The 20,103-nt window shown below is 66.6% G+C and carries 14 protein-coding genes; 5 read left to right on the top strand and 9 right to left on the bottom strand.

Annotated elements, in window-relative coordinates; translation table 11 throughout:
• Positions 1-4: 4 nt before the first annotated feature.
• The 4 genes from EON91_RS05835 to EON91_RS05820 form a co-directional block, all read right to left on the bottom strand.
• Positions 5-1,786 (bottom strand): acyl-CoA dehydrogenase C-terminal domain-containing protein, encoded by a 1,782-nt coding sequence (locus tag EON91_RS05835; RefSeq protein WP_292092403.1) that lies wholly within the window; start codon positions 1,784-1,786, stop codon positions 5-7.
• Positions 1,787-1,788: 2 nt separating this feature from the next.
• Positions 1,789-2,274, bottom strand: coding sequence for a MerR family DNA-binding transcriptional regulator (locus tag EON91_RS05830; RefSeq protein ID WP_292092402.1), 486 nt, complete (start codon positions 2,272-2,274; stop codon positions 1,789-1,791).
• A gap of 76 nt (positions 2,275-2,350) precedes the next feature.
• Complete coding sequence (locus EON91_RS05825) at positions 2,351-2,770, bottom strand: DoxX family protein (RefSeq protein ID WP_292092401.1); 420 nt, start codon at positions 2,768-2,770, stop codon at positions 2,351-2,353.
• 469 nt (positions 2,771-3,239) lie between these two features.
• On the bottom strand, positions 3,240-4,703 hold the full coding sequence (locus EON91_RS05820; protein WP_292092400.1) for a protein adenylyltransferase SelO family protein: 1,464 nt from the start codon (positions 4,701-4,703) through the stop codon (positions 3,240-3,242).
• 193 nt (positions 4,704-4,896) lie between these two features.
• Here EON91_RS05820 and nhaA point away from each other — a divergent pair, with 193 nt between their 5' ends.
• On the top strand, positions 4,897-6,084 hold the full coding sequence (gene nhaA / locus EON91_RS05815) for a Na+/H+ antiporter NhaA (protein WP_292092399.1): 1,188 nt from the start codon (positions 4,897-4,899) through the stop codon (positions 6,082-6,084).
• 249 nt (positions 6,085-6,333) lie between these two features.
• The gene (locus EON91_RS05810) at positions 6,334-8,952 is read left to right on the top strand and encodes a TonB-dependent receptor (RefSeq protein WP_292092397.1); all 2,619 of its coding nucleotides are present in this window, start codon (positions 6,334-6,336) and stop codon (positions 8,950-8,952) included.
• A 272-nt stretch (positions 8,953-9,224) separates the two neighbouring features.
• Here the strand turns inward: EON91_RS05810 and EON91_RS05805 are convergent, their stop codons facing one another.
• Together EON91_RS05805 and EON91_RS05800 are read right to left on the bottom strand one after the other, a co-directional pair.
• Positions 9,225-12,302, bottom strand: a complete 3,078-nt coding sequence (locus EON91_RS05805; RefSeq protein WP_292092396.1) for an efflux RND transporter permease subunit — start codon at positions 12,300-12,302, stop codon at positions 9,225-9,227.
• 9 nt (positions 12,303-12,311) lie between these two features.
• The gene (locus EON91_RS05800) at positions 12,312-13,472 is read right to left on the bottom strand and encodes an efflux RND transporter periplasmic adaptor subunit (protein ID WP_292092395.1); all 1,161 of its coding nucleotides are present in this window, start codon (positions 13,470-13,472) and stop codon (positions 12,312-12,314) included.
• Positions 13,473-13,717: 245 nt separating this feature from the next.
• Between EON91_RS05800 and EON91_RS05795 the strand changes: the two genes are divergently transcribed.
• The gene (locus EON91_RS05795; protein ID WP_292092394.1) at positions 13,718-14,728 is read left to right on the top strand and encodes a hypothetical protein; all 1,011 of its coding nucleotides are present in this window, start codon (positions 13,718-13,720) and stop codon (positions 14,726-14,728) included.
• Positions 14,729-14,781: 53 nt separating this feature from the next.
• Positions 14,782-16,590: a translation elongation factor 4 gene (gene lepA / locus EON91_RS05790; RefSeq protein ID WP_292092392.1), complete on the top strand. Its 1,809-nt coding sequence runs from the start codon at positions 14,782-14,784 to the stop codon at positions 16,588-16,590.
• A 151-nt stretch (positions 16,591-16,741) separates the two neighbouring features.
• On the opposite strand, the gene EON91_RS05785 is transcribed toward lepA, so the two are convergent.
• Complete coding sequence (locus tag EON91_RS05785) at positions 16,742-17,440, bottom strand: hypothetical protein (RefSeq protein ID WP_292092390.1); 699 nt, start codon at positions 17,438-17,440, stop codon at positions 16,742-16,744.
• Positions 17,441-17,471: 31 nt separating this feature from the next.
• A complete protein-coding gene (locus EON91_RS05780) occupies positions 17,472-18,671 on the bottom strand; it encodes an HNH endonuclease signature motif containing protein (RefSeq protein WP_292092389.1) in 1,200 nt (399 codons plus the stop codon).
• Between the two features lie 22 nt (positions 18,672-18,693).
• On the opposite strand from EON91_RS05780, the gene EON91_RS14680 reads away from it, so the two are divergent.
• Positions 18,694-19,095, top strand: a complete 402-nt coding sequence (locus tag EON91_RS14680) for a DUF433 domain-containing protein (protein ID WP_366250166.1) — start codon at positions 18,694-18,696, stop codon at positions 19,093-19,095.
• Positions 19,096-19,122: 27 nt separating this feature from the next.
• Here the strand turns inward: EON91_RS14680 and EON91_RS05770 are convergent.
• Positions 19,123-20,103 (bottom strand): hypothetical protein (locus EON91_RS05770; protein WP_292092386.1); only part of this gene is annotated, 981 nt, incomplete at its 5' end.

Here is a 20,103-nt window from a genome sequence, read left to right as displayed (position 1 = left end):
CCGCCTAAAACGCCTCGGCCGGCATCTGCATCAACACCTCGGCGCCGGTTTTCAGCTTCGTCAGGTGCGCCTCGGCGTCGGGCAGGATGCGCTCGACGAAGTAGCGGCCGGTCATCAGCTTGGTGGCGTAGAAAGGATCGGTGTCGCCGGCGTCGATTTTCGCTTGCGCCGCCTTCGCCGTCTGGGCCCACAGATAGGCCAGGGCGTTCAGGCCGAACAAATGCAGATAGTCGGTCGAGGCGGCGGCGGCGTTGTCCGGATTGGCCATGCCGTTCTGCATCAGCCACATGGTGGCTTCCTGCAGCTTCTTCTTCGACTCGGCCAGGCCGTCGATGAACGGCTTCACCGGACCCTCGGCGCCGTTTTCCGACACGAAGGCGTCGATGTCGGCGAACCAGCTCATGATCGCCCGGCCGCCGTTCGACGGCAGCTTGCGGCCGACCAGGTCCAGCGCCTGAATGCCGTTGGTGCCCTCGTAGATCATGGTGATGCGCGCATCGCGCAGATACTGCGAGGCGGGGAAGTGTTCGGTGTAGCCCGAGCCGCCGTGCACCTGCATCGCCAGGCTGGCGACGTGGAAGCCTTTGTCGGTCAGATAGGCCTTCAGCACCGGCGTGATCAGGCCCATGTAGTCCTTGGCCTTGGTCGCCGTGGCCTCGTCCGAGGACTTCTGCAGGTCGGCCTGCAGCGCAGTCCACAGGATGAAGGCGCGGCCGCCTTCGACGAAGGCTTTCGACTCCAGCAGCATCCGGCGCACGTCGGGATGGACCATGATCGGGTCGGCCGGGCCGTCCGGGTTCTTGGCGCCGGTCAGGGCGCGGCCCTGCAGACGGTCGTTGGCGAACTCGACCGCAGCCTGATAGGCGGCGTCGCCGATGGCCAGGCCTTGCAGACCGGTGCCCAGGCGCGCCTCGTTCATGACCACGAACATGTTGTTCATGCCGCGGCCTTCGTCGCCGATGAGCCAGCCTTTGGCGTTCTCGTAGGCCATGACGGCGGTGGCGTTGCCGTGAATGCCCATCTTGTGCTCCAGCCCGGCGCAGGACACGCCGTTGCGCTCGCCGATGGAGCCGTCCTCATTGACCAGGAACTTGGGCACCACGAACAGGCTCAGGCCCTTGATCCCGGCTTGTGCGCCTTCGATGCGGGCCAGCACCGTGTGGATGATGTTGTCGGCGAAGTCGTGCTCGCCCGCCGAGATCCAGATCTTCTGGCCGGTGATCGAATAGGAGCCGTCGCCGTTCGGCACAGCCTTGGTGCGGACCATGCCCAGATCCGTGCCGCACTGCGGTTCGGTCAGGTTCATGGTGCCGGTCCATTCGCCCGTCGCCATCTTCGGCAGATATTTCTGCTTGATCTCGTCCGAGGCGCTGGCCTCGATCCCGTGATAGGCGCCGCCCGTCAGGCCCGGGTACATGGAAAAGGCGGCCGAGGCACCGGCCGTGAACTGACCCACCGCCATCGACACGATCGAGGGCAGGCCCTGACCGCCGTATTCCGGACTGAAGCCCAGGCTGGGCCAGCCGGCTTCGACCATCTGGTGATAGGCTTCCTTCCACCCCTTGGGCGTGGTCACCACGTCACCGTCGATATGACAGCCTTCCTGATCGCCCGACCGGTTGATCGGGGCGATGACCTCTTCGGCGAACTTGCCGCCTTCCGCGATCACCTGGTCGATCAGGTCGCGCGACAGGTCGATGTCGCCCAGTTGGTTGGCGTAGCGTTCGACCTGCAGCACGTCGTGCAGAACGAAACTCAGGTCACGGACAGGCGCCTTGTAGGCCATGGTCAGGCTCTCGCTTTGAAGGGCTGGTGCTGGTTGTCGGGGCTCAGGCGCTCGCGCAGCAGACGCGCGTACTCCTCGGCTCCGGGCAGAAGGTCAGGGCGGTGTTCGCCCAGTTTGGACTCCATCCAGGCGCAGGCCTCTTCGGCCGTCTGGATAGCGCCCTCGATGTCTTCGAGCTGTTGTTTCAGCGCCTCGACCTGGGCGCGGTGACGACGCAGGGCCACGGCCATCTGGTGGGCGTTGTGATCCTTGCGGTCATACAGATCCAGCATCTCCTGGATCTCCTGCAGGGTGAAACCGATCCGGCGCCCCCTCAGGATCAGTTTCAGCCGCGCCCGGTCGCGGGCGTCGTAGACCCGCGTCTGCCCCTTGCGGGCGGGGGTCAGCAGACCCTTGTCCTCGTAGAAACGCAGGGCGCGGGCGGTCGCGCCGAACTCGCGGCACAACTGGCGGATCGAATAGGTGCGATGATCGTCGGCGGTCGCCATGCCGACTTCATAACTTGACGCGGACGTAAAGGGAAGCTTTCCGCAGACCGCTCGCGATTGTGTGTTTGAGCGTTCGTCAGACCCGGCGGCGGAACCACAGCACCGGCGCCGTTATGGCCAGCAGGGCCACGTTCGTCAGCGCCAGGCCGATGTCCAGGTTCAGCGCGTGCACGCCCAGCGCGACGACTTCCAGCGCCAGCAGGCCCGTCACCGCCGTCAGCAGCAGCGGACGGCCGATGCGCCATGACACCAGCGGCGCCAGCACCATCACCGCCAGCACCACCTCGACCACGCCCAGGCCGCGCACAAAGCTCTCGGACGCCAGCGCCGGCCATTTCATCAGGGCGATCAGATTGTCCATCGGCTCGGTCAACTTGCCGTAGCCGGCCGCGACGAAGAACATCGTCAGCCAGCCCTGCAGCGTCCACAGGGCGATGTTCAGATGATCCGCCTGGGCGCGATCGCGGGGAGAGGTCGGAAAGGCGGATGTGGTCATGAGAGGGCTCGGGGAGGAGCGTGGACTGGAATAGTAACAGATACTACATCAGATCGAGCGCGGACCTTTTCAAGATCCGTAACCGACTGTGATCGTATGGCCGATGCAGGCGGCGCCATCGGGGCGATTTCCATACATCGGCGTAATCTGAACTCGACTACGGCTAGGCTTAGAGCGCCCGGATCGCGCTGTCAACGACTGATGACAACAGCTGATGACTTATCCCGATCCCTGTGGCCTCGACCAAACAGCCAGCGGTCGCAATCCAGGAAATCCGGGCCTTTGGCGGGCGAAATCCACGATCGGCCACCCGTGTCTCGCGGCGGTGTTAGGCTGCGGGATCGAACGTTACAGACAGGGGGGCAGACGGCTGAACAACGACCCGGAAAATCGCGTCACCGACTTGCACTACTTGCACTGATTGCACTGTTTTTTTTCGGGGGCGTGCAGTGCAATCGCGGGGGTCAGCCTAGCTCGACCCCAGATCCCAGGCCTGCCGCGCGGCGTCCAGCCGGTCCAGCTTGGCCCTGAACGGCGTCCAGTCGTTCCCCTCGGCGATGGCGGCCCACAGGGTCTCCACCTCCTCGATCAGCATCTCTTCCGGTTCGGGGCGGGCGAACATCGGATGCTCCAGCCGCTCGGGCCGATCCGGCTCGTGCTCCAGCAGGGCGAAACGGAAGGCGTCGAACGCCTCGCCCTGATAGGTCTTGCCCCGCACCCCGCCCAACGCCCGCGCGGACGAGGAAAAGCCCCCGAACCAGTCAAAGAACAACGGCTCCCACCGCAGCGTCTCGCCCCCTTCACGAAGCAGGGCCAGCGTCGCATCCAGCAGTCTCTGGTCCGCCGCCTCGCCCAGGCTTTTCACGCCCAGCCGCATCAGGAAAGCGGCCCGCAGTTCGCGTATATAGGCAGGCCCGAACCCGTTCAGGGCCTCGGTCAGCGGCCCCGCCTCGGCCACCAGCTTCAGGCACCCGCCCAGCTGCGTCAGGTTCCAGAACACCGCCTCCGGCTGGCGCGCAAAGGCATAGAGGCCGGCGTTGTCGAAATAGGCGGCGGTGAAGCCCGGCTCATAGCGCGGCAGGAACCGCCACGGCCCATAGTCGAAGCTCTCGCCCGTGACGTTCAGATTGTCGGTATTCAGCACCCCGTGGACGAAGCCCGCCGCGATCCACCGCGCCGTCAGCCGGGCCGAGGCCTCGACGATCGCCCGCAACAGGCCGGGCGCGTCGCCCGGCGCGACCTGCGGATGATACAGGCTGCGGACATGCTCGATCAGGGTCTCGATCTGGTCGGTCCGCTCATAATAGGCCGCCCGCTGGAAGGTCCCGAAACGGATATGGCTGTGCGACAGCCGCACCATCACGGCCGACCGGGTGGGCGACGGCTCGTCGTGCCGCTCCAGATCCTCGCCCGTCTCGATCAGCGACAGGATGCGGCAGGTCGGCACGCCCAGGCTCTCCAGCATCGACGCCGCCAGCACCTCGCGCATGCCGCCCTTAAGCGTCAGCCGCCCGTCCGCGTGCCGCGACCACGGCGTCTGGCCCGAGCCCTTGGTGCCCAGGTCCATGAGGCGAGACGAAGGGGCGCTATCGCTCGCGACGCGGTCGCTCGCTGCTTCAGCGCCGGGGACCTCTCGCATCTGCGCCGCCAGAAACCCCCGTCCGTCGCCCAGCTCGGGATTGTAGGTGCGGAACTGGTGCCCGTGATAGCGCATGGCCACCGGACCCGGCTGGCCGGGCAGGGGCTCGAACCGGCCGAAAGCGGCGATCCATTCGGCGTCCGTCAGCTGGTCCAGCCCGACCGAGGCGGCGGCCCGGTCATCGCGATGGCGCAGGATCGTCTGCGGAAACGGCGCCGCCCGCACGGCGTCGCCGAACTCGGGACCCAGGTCGAAGAAGCGCGGGTCGGGGCGATAGGCGGCGGTCACGGGCATGGACGCCAGATGCGCGCTGGAGAGGGCCGGCGCAACCGTCGCCCGGTTGAACCGCCCGGCCGCGCCCTCTATCCTGCGGGCAGCGATCAGGTCCGGGCGTCGTCCCGGATCAGGCTGGCGCCATCAGGCGAATCCGGTCCGGCGTCCGTCGATAACCTGACGCCACGACAGTCCTTTCCGATCGGAGGCTCTTGTGGCGCGCAAATTCACGCTGGATTTCCTGAAAACCTCAGCCGGCTCCGGCGCCGTGCTGGGCTCTGCGGCCCTGGCCGCTCTGGTCATCGCCAACTCGCCTTGGTCCGTCGACTATTTCGCCTGGCTGAAAAGCGTCCACGCCTTGCAGATCGGCCCCCTGCGGCTGGAAGAGACGGTCTCCGGCTGGATCAAGGAAGGGCTGATGGCGGTCTTCTTCCTCGTGGTGGGGCTGGAGATCAAATACGAGATCCTGAAGGGCGAGCTCAGCGATCCGAAGAAGCTGGCCACGCCCATTCTGGCGGCGCTGGGCGGCATGATCGCGCCGGGTCTGGTCTATCTGGCCGTCGCCCTGTCCCTGGGCGGACCGACCCAGGGCTGGCCCATTCCGCTGGCCACCGACATCGCCTTCGCCCTGGCGGTCTTCGCCCTTGTGGGACGCAATCTGCCCTCGTCGCTGCGGGTCTTCCTGTTGACCCTGGCCATTGTCGACGACCTGGGCGCCATCGCCCTGATCGCCCTGCTGTTCAGCCAGGGCGTCGACTGGGTCCCGCTGGCGGGCGTCGCCGTCCTGCTGACGATCGGCGCCCTTCTGGCGCGCTGGCGCCGCATCCCGGCGCCCTTCTGGGTCCTGGGCTTCGCGGCGGTCTGGTGGCTAACGGTCCGGTCGGGTCTGTCCACCTCCCTGACGGCGGTCGCCTTCGCCCTGATCGTGCCCGTGAACCCGCGCCTTGAGGACGGTCAGAGCCCGCTGAAAGAAGCGATGCATGACCTTCACCCCTATGTCGCCTTCCTGATCCTGCCGCTGTTCGCCTTCGCCAAGGCGGGGGTCTCCTTCGCCGGCCTGTCGCTGGAACAGGCGTTCGCTCCGCTGGTGCTGGGCGTGGCGCTGGGCCTGTTCCTGGGCAAGCAGGCGGGCGTGATGGCGGCGGCCTGGCTGGCGACCCGTCTGGGGATCGGCAAACGTCCGACCGGCGCGACCTGGGCTCAGGTTTACGGCGTCAGCCTGCTGTGCGGCATCGGCTTCACCATGAGCCTGTTCATCGGCGTCCTGGCCTTCCCGGGCGCCATCGACTCGCCTTGGCAGGTCGAGGTCAAGCTGGGCGTTATCGGCGGTTCGCTGCTGTCCGCGATCGCAGCGGCGATTGTTCTGGCCATGACGGGTCGCAGCAAGAACTTGCCAAAGTAGTCGCGCTAATTCGCCTTTCAGGGGCGGAATATTGACCTAACGTCATCAGATTTTGTCGCTTTTGCGTCACAGTTGATGTGCGGCAAGGGGCGGAAGCCCGCGTTCACAAGGGCTTGTCCTTGTCGGTGACTCAGCCTTGGATTACGCCAAAGGTTCGGATGATCGCGTCCATCAACGAGGCGCGACATCAGGGATCAGGAAACGCCACGTCCGCCATGTGCGGGCGGGCCTTGGAGCCGGGAGCAGCCCATGCGTCTTTCTAGCCTTCTTCGTCACACCGCCTCGACCGCCGTTGTCGGCGCCGTGGTCTTCGGCTTCACCGGCGTCGCCGCCGCTCAGGATGGTCCCACGACCATCGACGACATCATCGTCACCGCCCAGAAGCGCGAACAGAGCCTTCAGGACGTGCCGATCGTGGTCACCTCGCTGTCGCAGGAAATGCTGCAGGACGCGGGCGTCAAGGACATCAAGGATCTGCAGATCCTGACCCCGGGCATGACCGTCACCTCGACGACGACCGAGGCCTCGACCACCGCCCGTATCCGCGGCGTCGGCACCGTCGGCGACAACCCCGGCCTGGAAAGCTCGGTCGGCGTCGTGATCGACGGCGTCTATCGCTCGCGCAACGGCGTCGGCTTCGGCGACCTGGGCGAACTGAGCCGCATCGAAGTGCTGAAGGGCCCGCAGGGCACCCTGTTCGGCAAGAACACCTCGGCCGGCGTCATCAACATCATCACCGAACAGCCTTCGTTCACGCCGGGCTTCGGCGCCGAACTGACCGGCGGCAACTACGGCGCCTGGGGCGTGGCCGGTTCGGTCACCGGCCCGATCAGCGAACAGATCGCCGGCCGCCTGTACATGGCCAAGCGCGAGCGCGACGGCCTGTATGACGTCAATGTCGGCGACGGCCCCCGCACTCTGACCGACGACGCCAACCAGGACTTCTGGACCGCGCGCGGTCAGCTGCTGATCTTGCCCAGCGACACCGCCTCGATCCGCATCATCGCCGACTATTCCAAGCGCGATGAATACTGCTGCGTGGGCGTTCAGCGCCGCGTCGGTCCGACCTATCCGTTCATCGCCGCCCAGACGGCCCCGAACGGCCCCGGCACCGCGGCGCCGACCCCCGGCTTCGGCTTCGTGCCGTTCAGCCGCCTGGCCTACGCCAACCGCGACACCGGTCAGCAGATCGAGGACATGGGTCTGTCGGCCGAGGCCAACCTCGACCTGGGCCTGTTCGGCGGCTCGACCCTGACGTCGGTCACCTCGTTCCGCGACTGGTCGACCCAGAACGGCATGGATGTCGACTACACCGGCGCGGACATCGCGTATCGCAACAACGACGGCGAATTCTACGCCGAGATCGACAGCATCACCCAGGAATTCCGCCTGGCCGGCGCCACGGATCGCCTCGACTGGCTGGTCGGCCTCTTCGCCACGCGTGAGAACGTCGGCCGCGGCGACACCTTCTACTTCGGCGCCGACTATGCGCCGGTGCTGTCCTACCAACTGTCGGCGGCGCTGAACGCGGCGGTGCCGGCCTTCGCCATCAGCCCGAACATCATCCCCTGCTTCACCCAGCCGGGCCAGACGGCCCTGGGTCTGCAAGGCTGTCTGGTGAGCGGCGGCGTGGGCGCAACAGGTCCGTCGTTCTCGGCTGGCCAGTCGCTGCGCGACCGTTACAGCCAGCGTTCGGAATCGGTGGCCGTCTTCACCAACAACACCTTCAAGGTGACCGACGCCTTCGACATCACCATGGGTCTTCGCTACACCCATGACAGCAAGCGTCTGCAGGGCCTGCAAACCAACGTCGGCCCGAACCAGTTGACCTGCGCCGCTGCCTTGGGCAACGCCGCGACGGTCTCGGGTGTTCTGGGCGCCGCCAATGCCGGTCCGATCCTGGCGCGCCTGTGCCTGCCCTGGTCGAACCCGTTCTACAACAACCGCACCATCTCCGAGAAATTCAGCGACGGTGAGCTGAGCGGCACCATCAAGGGCAGCTATCGCCTGAACGACAGCGTCATGGCCTATGCCTCGTACGCCCGCGGCTACAAGAGCTTCGGTTACAACATGGACCGCGTGCAGGGGTCGACCACGACCAACCCGCTGCCGGTCGTGCCGAACGCCTCGCTGCTGTTCCCCTCGGAAGTGGTCGACAGCTATGAAGCCGGCCTGAAGACCACCCTGTTCGATCGCACGGTGCTGCTGAACGTCACCTACTTCGACCAGACGTTCACGGACTTCCAGCTGAACACCTTCCTGGGCACCGCCTTTGTGGTGGAGTCCATTCCCGAGCTGACCGCACGCGGCGTCGACGCCGACTTCATGTGGTTCACTCCGCTGGAGGGCCTGTCGATCCAGGCCGGCGCCACCTACACGGACGCCAAGTACAGCGATTTCACCCGGGCCGACTTGGTCAACCCGGACAACTTCCCGGGCCTGTCGCTGCTGCCGGGCGCCCGCGCCTCGTTCGCGCCGGAGTGGTCGCTGACCGGCGGTGTCAACTTCGACCGCGAGATCGGCAACGGCCTCAAGGCGGGCTTCGCGCTCTCGGCCAAATACCAGACCGAATACAACACCGGTTCGGACCTGCTGCCCTACAAGATGCAGGACGCCTATACGGTGGTGAACGGCCGGATTTCGTTCGGTTCGGCTGACGATCGCTGGACCATGGACATCTGGGCCCAGAACCTGCTGGACGAAGAGTACGTCCAGGTCGCCTACAACGGCTTCCTGCAAGGCTCGGGCTTCCAGAACACCCAGCAGGCTGACGGCACCTACTACAGCCCGGCCGGCGACAGCCAGACGATCGACGCCTTCCTGGGCGCGCCGCGCACCTATGGTGTCACGCTGCGGGTCAAATACTGATCGACTGACCCGCTTCGGCGGAGCGGTGAGCCGGCCGGGGAAAACCCCGGCCGGCTTTTTCTTGCCTGCGTGTTCGGTTGCTGAACGACGGGACCGTCTCTTCCCTGCCGCCCCGAGCCTGTGGAGCCCGCCAGGGCATGAGGGCGGCAGGTGGCGGAGCGGGTTCGTGCGACGCCTGCAAACGCCGGGAACGCCAACGGAAAACGCCCGGACCTTGCGATCCGGGCGTCGGGTCTCTTCCTTAAGGGAGGGCGGCCTTAAGGGAGGGCGGCTTACTCGGCCGGCGCCTCGCCCTGAACGCGGCGCTGGCCCGCGAAGGCCTTGCCCAGACCCCGGCGACCCCAGCCGGCGATGTCGTCCACGATGGTGAAGATCGCCGGGATGTAGAGCAGCGACAGGAAGGTCGAGGAGATCAGCCCCCCCAGCACGGCGATCGCCATGGGCGAGCGGAACTCGACGTCCGCGCCCCAGCCGATGGCCACGGGCACCATGCCCGCGCCCATGGCGAAGGTCGTCATCAGGATCGGGCGCGCCCGCTTGTGGGCGGCGTCCATGATGGCCTCCAGGCGCGGCATCCCGTCCTTTTCGGCCATGATGACGTAGTCGACCAGCAGGATGGAGTTCTTGGCCGCGATGCCCATCAGCATCAGCACCCCGATCAGCGACGAGATCGAGAAGCTGGAGCCGCCGATTTTCAGCGCCACGAAGGCGCCGCCGATGGCCAGCGGCAGGGCCGCCATGATGGTGATCGGATAGGCGAAGCTTTTGAACAGCAACACCAGCACCGCATACATCAGCAGGATGCCGGTGCCGAAGGCGATGGCGAAGCCGGTGATCATCTCCTGGATGAACTCCTGGTCACCGGCGGGCACCTGACGCACGCCCTCGGGCAGGTTCTTGACCGAGGGCAGTTGCTGGACCTTCTGGGCCGCCTCACCGGTGCGAATGCCGTCCAGTTCCGCCGTGATCGAGGCGATGCGCGAGCGGTCCTGCCGGCTGACGCTGGCCGGACCGGCGCCGAAGGCGATGTCGGCCACGGCGCTCAGCGGCACGGCGGCGCCCGAGGCGGTCGGAACCCTCAGGGTCTGCAGAACCGACAGGTCCGAGCGGGCCTCTTCGGTCAGTTGCAGACGGATCGGCACCTGACGGTCGCCCAGATTATACTTCGGCAGGTTCTGGTCGATGTCGCCCAGGGTCGCCACGCGCACCGCCTGTGACAGGGCGCCGGTCGAGACTCCCGCCAGGGCCGCTTCGTCGGGACGCGGCGTCACCAGGATTTCCGGGCGCGCGATGGCGGCCGTGTTGACGACATTGGCCAGTCCGGGAACGCCGCGCATTTCTTCCTCGACCTTGCGGGCGGCGGCGTTCAGCGCGGCGGGATTGTCGCCCAGCAAGGCGAAGGTGTAGCGCGTCCCGTCGCTGGGTCCGCCGCCCTGCTGGGCGACGCCGGCGCCGATGCGGGCGCCGGGGATGGTCTTGAATTGATCGACCATCTCGCGGGCGAACTGTTGCTGACTCAGCTTGCGCTCGCCCTTCTTGACCATGTCGGCATAGACGTTCGCCTGATTGACCTCCTGACCGCCGACGGCGGCATAGACCGAGGTGACCTCGGGACGGGCCTGCAGTTCGCGCGTCACCCGCTGCACGACCGCGTCCGTCTGGCGCAGGGTCGATCCCGGCGGCAGCTCGACCGAGAAGGCAGCGCGCGACTGGTCGCCGGACGGGCTGAATTCGAACGGCAGGGTCGGGATCATGGCGAAGGAGCCGATCAGGATCAGCGCCCCGCCTGCGAACACCTTCCACCGGTTGCCTAGGCACCATTTCAGCGCGCGCAGATAACCGGCCATCCACGGTGGATCGCGGTCTTCATGTTTGGTGTGCTTCAGCAGATAGGCCGCCATCAGCGGCGTCAGCGTCCGCGCCACGATCAGCGAAAAGGCCACCGACACGCAGGCCGCCAGGGCGAAAGCCTTGAAGAACTGGCCGATGATCCCCGGCATGAAGCCGACCGGCGCGAACACGGCGATGATGGTCGAGGTCGTGGCCACGACGGCCAGGCCGATCTCGTCCGCCGCCTCCATCGAGGCGTCATAGGGTGATTTTCCGTCCCGCATGTGCCGGACGATGTTCTCGATCTCCACGATGGCGTCATCGACCAGAATGCCGATGGTCAGCGACAGGGCCAGCAGGGTGACGACGTTCAGGGACTGGTCCATCGGCCCCAGGATGGCGAAGGCCGGGATCAGCGACATCGGCATGGCCGTCGCCGCGATCAGCGTCGCCCGCCAGTCCCGCAGGAAGATGAACACCACGATCACCGCCAGCACCGCGCCCAGCAGCAGGGCCTCGATCGAGGCGATGTAGCTTTCCTCGATATACTGAACCGACGAGGTGACCTGTTCGACCATCAGCTCCGGATGGGCCTCGTCGATGCGCGCGACCTCTTCGCGGACCTTCTCGGCGACCTTGACCTCGCTGGCCTCGCGCGAGCGCAGGAAGTTGAAGGTCACCGCCTCCTGACCGTTATAGCGGGCCAGGCGGCGCGGCTCGGTCCATTTGTCTTCGACACGACCCAGTTCGCCCAGGCGGACATTGCGGCCGTCACCCAGCGGGATCAGGGTCTGACGCAGCTGTTCGATGGAGCCTGCCGAACCCAGGGTGCGGATGGCCCGCTCCGAGCCGGAAATGGTGACGCGTCCGCCGGGCAGGTCGGAGTTGACGCTGGACAGGGCCTGACTGACCGCCGCCGCGGTGACGCCGTACGAAGCCAGTCGCTGCGGATCCAGTTCGACCCGGATTTCGCGATCGACGCCGCCCGAACGGTTGACCTCGCCCACGCCGCCCAGCGCCAGCAGGGACCGGCTCATCTCGTTGTCGATGAACCAGCTGATCTGTTCCGGCGTCATCGTCGGCGAACGGACCACATAGGTGATCAGGGCGTCGCCGGTGATGTCGATGCGCTGGACCGCCGGCTCCTGCATGTCCTGCGGCAGGGCCGAGCGCAGGCCGCTCATGGCGTTGCGCACGTCATTGGTGGCGCGCTCGGTGTCGGTGCCCAGTTCGAACTCGATCGTCGTCGAGGAGACGCCGTCCGAGATGTTGGAATAGATGTGGCGAACACCCGACAGGCCTGCGATCGAATCCTCGATCAGGCGGGTGACCTGAACCTCCATCTCGCTGGGCGCCGCACCGGGGCGAGCGGCGGTCACGGCGACCAGGGGGAAGTCGATGTCGGGGTTGTTGTTGATCCGCATCCCCATGAAGCCGATCACACCACTGATAGTCAGCAGCACGAACAGCAGGATGATTGGAATGGGATTGCGGATCGCCCAGGACGAGATCTGGTTCATGATCGGGTCCTATTTGCGGGCGGGCGCGGCGGCGGGAGCCGCCGCCGCAGGAGCGGTACGCGCAGCGGCGCGAGCGGGCGCGATGGTGATGCGGTCCCCCTCGCTCAGGAAGCCGGCGCCGTCGACGACCACGCGCACCCCGGCTTGGACGCCGGTGACGGCGGTCTGGGCGTCGTTGCGGGACAGCACTGTCACGGGCTGGAAATGCACCTGGCTGCTGGCGTCGATGACAAAGACGCCGGCCTTGTTCTCGCGATAGAGGATCGCGCCGGTCGGCACGACGGTCGAGGGCTGGGCCCCCGCCTCGATCACCGCGCGACCAAACATGCCGGGCTTCAGCCCTGCGCCGGGCGCCAGCGAGATACGGGCCAAGCCGAGGCGGGTCTGGGCATCGACCTGGGGTGTGACGATGCGGACTGTGCCGGGGGTGGCGTTGGCTTCGTTCGAGGAGACGGTGGCTCGCATCCCGGCACGGATCAGGGGCAGGTCGGTCTCGGTGATCTGGGCGTCCAGCTCCAGCCGGCCGTCACGCACCATGCGGAACATCTCGTCGCCGGCCGTGATGATCTGGCCCTTGGTGACATTGCGGCTGATGATCTGGCCCGAGACGGGCGCGCGGATCGTCGCCTGCGACAGGCGGGTCTGGGTCTCGGACAGTGACGCGCGCGCCGAGGCCAGTTGCGCCTGCGACGCCTTCTGGTTGGCCAGGGCCGTGTCCAGCGAAGCCTGACTGAGGAAGCCGCGCTCCTTCAGCTCCTGCGCGCGGGACAGGGCCGCATCGTCGCGGGCGGCGTTGGCCTCGGCGGTCTGGACCGAGGCCTGCTGCTGACGCAACTGGGCCCGCAGCAGCACGTCGTTCATCTGGACAAGCGGCTGGCCCTGCCTGACATAGCTGCCTTCATCGACATAGACGGCGGTGGCGGTCAGGCCGCCGGTTTCGGCGCCGACCGGAACCTCTTCCCAGGCGGATACGGTACCCGACGCTGTCACGGTGCGCGGCATGTCGATGACGCTGACGGTCGCGGCCGACACGGTCTGGCGCGAGGCGCCGCCGCCGGCCTTTTCCGCCTTCTCCTTGCCGTCACCGCCGCCACAGGCGGCCAGAGTCAGCAGGGCGGCGCCCAGCAGTCCGGTCCCGATCCATCCGGTCGTTCGCGTCGAAGTCGCCACAATCTACCCCTGTCGAATGCGCGAACGGCTCTCTGTCACAGGAGTCCGTGCGACGCTGGAATTTCACCGTGCTGCATAGCGGGTCCGGCGTAACGTCTCAAATGCGACTCGGCGCCATTACGCCGAGTTAATCCCGCACGCGGCGCTCCCGTTTTTCGCCGCAGGAAACCCTGTCTTCGTCGCAATCATGTTTCGGGCGGTCGCGTGAGGTTTCAGGGATGCCCGCTTGTCCGATGGAGCCCCCCATGTCCCGTTCCCTGATCGCCGCCGCTGGCGCGCTTCTGACCGTCTTCGCCTCGGGCGAGGCGGCCGCCAGTTGCCAGCCTCGTTTGCAGGCCGTGGCCCAGCGGGTCAGCGAACTGCCTGCACAGTCGTCGGGCACGCTGCATGACCACCTGAACGAACTGTACGACGAGGCCCTGGCCCTGGAAGAGGTCGAGCCCGCGCGCTGCCTGGCCGTGGTGATCCAGATGGAAGCCCTGCTGGCCGGACGCGGCGCGGCGGGATCCAGTGGCAGGGCCGGCGCGGGTTCCGCGACCGGAGAGCAGCACGCGGGGGGGCGGGCCACGATCGAGACCCAGGGCGCGCGCCGGGTGGCCGAGACTCCCGTCCTGCCCGTGCCGCCTGTGCAGCAGCGCGGCTTTGAAGTGCGCGGTCCCAACGCCTTCACCCAATCTGTGGTCAATTACTGGACCGCCAGCTCGGTGCACGAGCGCGGCCTGCTGCTGGGCGCCGGCACGGCGTACATCGAGGAGCTGCGCGAGATCGCTGAGGAGGTCATCGCTGAGGAGGAGGACGAAGGCGCCAGGCGCCGCAAGGCTTTGGCCGCCAGCCAGGCCATTCACGCCGTCGAGCTTTATCAGCACGTCGTGCTGGTGAACGAGCCGGAGGACGTCCTGGCCGCCCGCCAGATGGACGCCCTGTATCGGTTGCGCCAATCCACCCGTCGCGCCCTGGTCCGCTGGGCGCGCGACGAGCAGATGAAGGAGGACGACGATTTCTTGGCGCCGCTGGAATCCAACACCAATTCAGACGACTTCCTGGCCCCGCTGGTCCGCGATGATTTCCTGGCCCCGCTGGTGCGCCCGTCTTCCGATTCCGCTGGCGGTGACGACGGCTTCCTGGCGCCGCTGGTGCGTCCTGAGGACCCCGGTTTCATGGCCCGCATCGTGCGCCGCGTCTCCCAGGCCGAGGCCAGGCTCCAGCAAGTGCGTGCCGGCGTAGCCTACTGGATCGAGGATCGGATGATCGACTGACGCAGCCCCTCCCGATGGCGTTCCGGCGCGCTGGATGCTAAGCGCGCCGGACCATGACGACGCCCCCTATCGAACGCATCCGCAATTTCTCGGTGGTCGCCCACATCGACCACGGCAAGTCCACGCTCTCCGACCGGCTGATTCAGTTCACCGGCGGCCTGACCGCGCGGGAAATGTCGGCGCAAGTCCTTGATAATATGGACATCGAGAAGGAGCGCGGCATCACCATCAAGGCGCAGACCGTGCGCCTGCACTACAAGGCCAAGGACGGGCTCGATTATGTCCTGAACCTGATGGACACGCCGGGGCACGTCGACTTCGCCTATGAGGTCAGCCGCTCGTTGGCTGCGTGCGAGGGTTCGTTGCTGGTGGTCGATGCGTCGCAGGGGGTCGAGGCCCAGACCCTGGCCAACGTCTATCAGGCGATCGACAACAACCACGAGATCGTGCCGGTCCTGAACAAGATCGACCTGCCCGCCGCCGAACCCGAGCGGGTGCGCAGCCAGATCGAGGACGTCATCGGCATCGACGCCTCCGACGCCGTCATGGCCAGCGCCAAGTCCGGCATCGGCATCGAAGAGGTGCTGGAGGCCATCGTCACCCGCCTGCCGGCGCCCAAGGGCGACATCGACGCCCCGCTGAAGGCCATGCTGGTCGACGCGTGGTACGACCCCTATCTGGGCGTCGTGCTGCTGGTCCGCGTCTTCGACGGCACGCTGAAGGCGGGCCAGCGCATCAAGATGATGCAGCACGGCACGACCCATCTGGTGGATCGCGTCGGTGTCTTCCTGCCCAAGAACACGCCCGTCGATCAGCTCGGCCCCGGCGAGGTCGGCTTCATCACCGCCCAGATCAAGGAAGTCGCCCACGCCGCCGTCGGCGACACCATCACGGATGAAAAGAAGCCGACCGCCGAACCTCTGAAGGGGTTCAAGGACGTCCAGTCCGTGGTCTTCTGCGGCCTGTTCCCGGTCGACGCCGCCGACTTCGAGGACCTGCGCGCCGCCATCGGCAAGCTGCGCCTGAACGACGCCTCCTTCACCTATGAGATGGAAAGCTCGGCCGCCCTGGGCTTCGGCTTCCGCTGCGGCTTCCTGGGCCTGCTGCACCTTGAGATAATTCAGGAGCGGCTGAGCCGCGAGTTCAACCTGGACCTGATCGCGACGGCCCCTTCGGTCGTCTACAAGATCCAGTTGCGCGACGGGTCAGAGATCGACCTGCACAACCCGGCCGACCTGCCCGACGTGATGCAGATCGAAAGCATCGCCGAGCCGTGGATCAAGGCCACCATCCTGACCCCCGACGAATATCTGGGCGGCGTCATCAAGCTGTGTCAGGACCGTCGCGGCTCGCAGATCGAGCTGTCCTACGTCGGCTCCCGCGCCCTGGTCGTCTATGAGCTGCCGCTGAACGAGGTTGTCTTCGACTTCTACGACCGGCTGAAGTCGATCAGTAAGGGTTACGCCTCGTTCGACTATGAGCTGACCGACTACAAGACCGGCGATCTGGTCAAGATGAGCATCCTGGTCAACGCCGAGCCGGTCGACGCCCTGTCCATGCTGGTCCACCGCGGCCGCGCCGAGACGCGCGGACGCGGCATGGTCGAGAAGATGAAGGAGCTGATCCCGCCCCACATGTTCGTCATCCCGATCCAGGCGGCCATCGGCGGCAAGATCATCGCCCGCGAAACCGTCCGCGCGCTCCGCAAGGACGTGACCTCGAAATGCTACGGCGGCGACGCCACCCGCAAGAAGAAGCTCCTCGAGAAGCAGAAGGCCGGCAAGAAGCGCATGCGCCAGTTCGGCAAGGTCGAGATCCCGCAGGAAGCCTTCATCGCGGCGCTGAAGATGGATGAGGATTGAGGGCGGTGAGCGCGGTTAAACTGCCCAAGGCTCGCCCTTTCAGTGGTCGCGCAGTACATATTTGCCTCCGCGTTCGTGGTAGGCCGCTTGGCGGCGCTGTCGGCTTGGGTCGCCCCTAGCCGCGCTGCCGTTGGAGGGTAAGGTCGCCTGTTCAGTCGAACAATCCCGGCGGGCCTCTCCGCTTGACCGGCCGTGGGCCTATCTTGAGGTACGCGTCCCAGGCTGACAGCATGTCTCTGAAGAACCGTGCGAGTTCGTCGTCCTCCATCGGAGCGAGCGTCCGCCAGCCGTGCACCCGGCAGTGCCGCTCAGCCGCCAACTCAGGCGTCGCGACGGAAACGAAATCAATCTCCCGATAGGACCAAGCTGGCTGCTGCGTGGCCAACGCAGTCCTCAGAACCGCAAGCGCGGCCCGAACCTGACGTTCGTTCAGCGGCCGGTCCCACACGTGCAACAACAGCAGGCGCGGCTCTTCCAGTTGCCGAACCCAGATGGGGCCGACGCTCAAAGAGAGACCGGCTCGGACTTCGACTGTCATTGACGGCAGCGCAGATACCGGCGCGACGGAGGCGGTCTTCAGAAAGGGCTGGCCCGCACGCAGGACTTGTCGGGCGCAACGGCGATCCACGGGATCGCTGACGCTGTCAGCATAATCCTGCGCTTGTTGAAGGCTGATCTGCCCCTCAAGAACCTTGAAGATCAGTTGTCGGGCGACATCGTACCGGGGCGGAGATTTCCGCTCAGCCCCGATGAAACCCTTTATGACCGCCGCTTGATCATCCTCGACCATCGAGATGGTGGACAGAAATCCCGGCAGCACTTCGAGAGGTTTGCTGAGGTCGTCCACCATGCCGCGACCGTAGGCCGAGTCGCCGTCCTGATCACTGAGTTGGAATAGGCTGCATTGCCGCGTTCAGCTTGCAGGGGTGATCAACCATGCGCTCAAGCCGTACAATGACGGCCGCCCGGAGGGCCGTGCTTTTCGCCGAATAATGAAGGGCTCGATGGCAGTTCGGGCAGGCCGCCACCGCGTTGTCGGTGGTGTCCGGTCCGCCTTCGACCAATGGCCGAAGGTGATGTACTTCCAGATATGCGGTTCCGTCCGCGCGGGCGAAGGGCGCGGGCTTTTCGCAGACCTCGCAGACGCCGTCCGCCTGCTCGATTACCCAGGCAATGACGTTGGGGTCGCGATTGTATCGGGTTGTCTGGCCCATGACCTTCTGGACGTCGGTCGATCCCGGCGGAGGCGGCAGTGGGCCGCTGCGCCCCTTCAGCTTTTCGCGGAGGGCGCGGACGCTCCTCGCCAACTCGTCCGGGTCGGTCGTCGGCGGTTCAGTCCAGACAGGGGGCGGAGCGCCCTCAAACCGGCGGCCCTCCGAGCGCACGAACCGGACGCTTTGACTGGCCGGCTCGAAGAAGGCGTCGAACCCGGCGTCGAACCAGTGTTTCCGTCGCGACAACTGATGATCCCGGGCGTTCGCCCAGAACTGATGCGTTGCCGCCGACGGCGCTAGCGGGCCGACCAGTTGCGCAACCTCGTCCAGAGACAGGCGCACTTCCGACATGGACTGGGCGCGAAGAAAGTCGCCGATGGGGGCGTATTTGAGCGGTTTGTCGGTTGCGCCTTGCGGCGCGTCATCAGCCGCTCCTGCCAGAATGTTCTGGAACGCGTCACCCGGCAGTTGATCCAGCCCCGGCCCGACGACCGACAGACGCACGCGTTTAGCGGAAGTTCCCTTGCCCTTGCTGTCAGGTCCGGACTTGAAGGCACCTAGTGCGAAACCTAGGTCGAGCCGCAATTGTTCGAAATCCGTCAGGCTGCCCAGTTGGACGGGATAGGAGTGCCCCCGCAGTTCCAGCCGTCGCTTTTTAAGCGCCAGTCCATCGGTCTTGGAACTGGCGATGTAAGCCTGCTGAATCGCTAGGTCGAGGCCGGCCATCCGCGCCAAGAGCAAGATCAGCGCAGCGTTGTAGTCCGTGTTTCGCTTCTTGCCTGACGCATCCACGCCGCCACGCGACTGGAGGATAACGTCGGCTCCTGTCGTGGTCGGCTCGACCGAAAACTCGGCATTCAGCTCCACGCCAGCGTCGTCGCGCACCTTGATGCGTGGCGGGCCGGCGGGTTTGTTCCCATTCTGGATTAGTATGCCCCGGCCCTCCACCTACCGGAGGTTAGCAGGCTCGTGGCCCCACGCCAGACCTCAAGCCGATCCAGCCGAGGCTTTCTTTGGGCTGCCCCCGATTCCGGCGCGCCCGCATTTCCGCTACATTCCCGCTATGTCCGAGCTCCTGACGCGCGTCACGATCCGGCCTGACCAGTGCGGTGGCCGGCCCTGCATCCGGGGCCTGCGGATGCGTGTCAGCGATGTGTTGGGCATGCTGGCGGCGGGCGAAGCGCCTGCCGCGATCCTCGAACATCATCCGGACCTCCAGCCGGAGGATATCTCCGCCTGCCTCGCCTACGCGGCGCGAGAAGTGGACCGCGCGGCCGCCATCCCCGCGTAAGGTCTGTGGTCGAACCGAGCTGTTGACCTAAAACCCGAAGGTCACCGCCGCCACCACCCCCGCATCCCGCGGGCCGTCGCCGATTGGCGCATAATACCCCAGCGACAGATCCAGATACCGCCCCGGCGCCCGCACATCGTCGCCGCCCATCCAGTGGCGCCAGGCGACGCGCGGGCCTGCCGCGACGGCCCAGTCTTCATCGCGCAGGCTGTCGTAGTCGGCCCTCACGCCGACGCCCGCCGTCACCGTGTCGCGGCGGCTTTCGCTGGCGACCCAGGTCCAGCCGAGGTTGGCGTCGGCCACCACATAGGTCTGTTCGTCCTCGATCAGGCGGGCCGCGTCGACATAGACGTGGGCCGAGGGCCAGCTGTCGCGGTCGTAACGCAGGTCGCCGCCCACGTCCGCCGACCAGGCGGCGCGCAGCATGGTGTCGTCCCGCGCCGCTTCGCCGATGGCGATCAGGCGGCTGGCCTCCAGCACCAGATTGGTCTGCGTCAGCGGCTTCCAGCGCACGCCCACCCAGCCCTGGGTGCTGTCCCCGCCGGTCGGACCGGTGTCGGCGTCCAGCGTCTGATAGGCGCGGGCGAAGACCTGCACCGGGCGGCCGTTGTGGTCGCCGCCGACGCGGGCCCAGACCTCGCCGCCGACCTGCGTCACCTGATCCCCGCCGTTGTTCAGCAGGGTCATGGCGCTGTCCGCCGGGCCGGTCGAAACGGTGGCCGTGCCGCCCCAGCGGTGTTCCAGCGTCTGCAGTTCGCGGCCGATCTCATGGCGGCGCTGCGGCGTCAGCTGTTCGGCGGGCAGGGTGCGCGCCCCCTGTTCCAGCCAATTGATGGCCTCGGCGTCCTGCCCGGCGCGGCGGGCGGCATAGGCGGCGTCCAGCGCCTGCGCGCCGCGCAGCGGCGTGGCCCGGTCGGCGGCGGCGAAGCCCTCGACGGCCAGCCGGTCGTCCCGCGCCCCGACGGCGACATAGGCGAAGTCCAGCGGCGCCTCGCCCGGCAGGACGCC

This window comes from Brevundimonas sp. (assembly GCF_004210735.1).
In the GTDB taxonomy this organism is placed as follows: domain Bacteria; phylum Pseudomonadota; class Alphaproteobacteria; order Caulobacterales; family Caulobacteraceae; genus Brevundimonas.
Note: the sequence above shows the minus strand (reverse complement) of the source record. Positions and strands in the feature narration are given on the sequence as shown.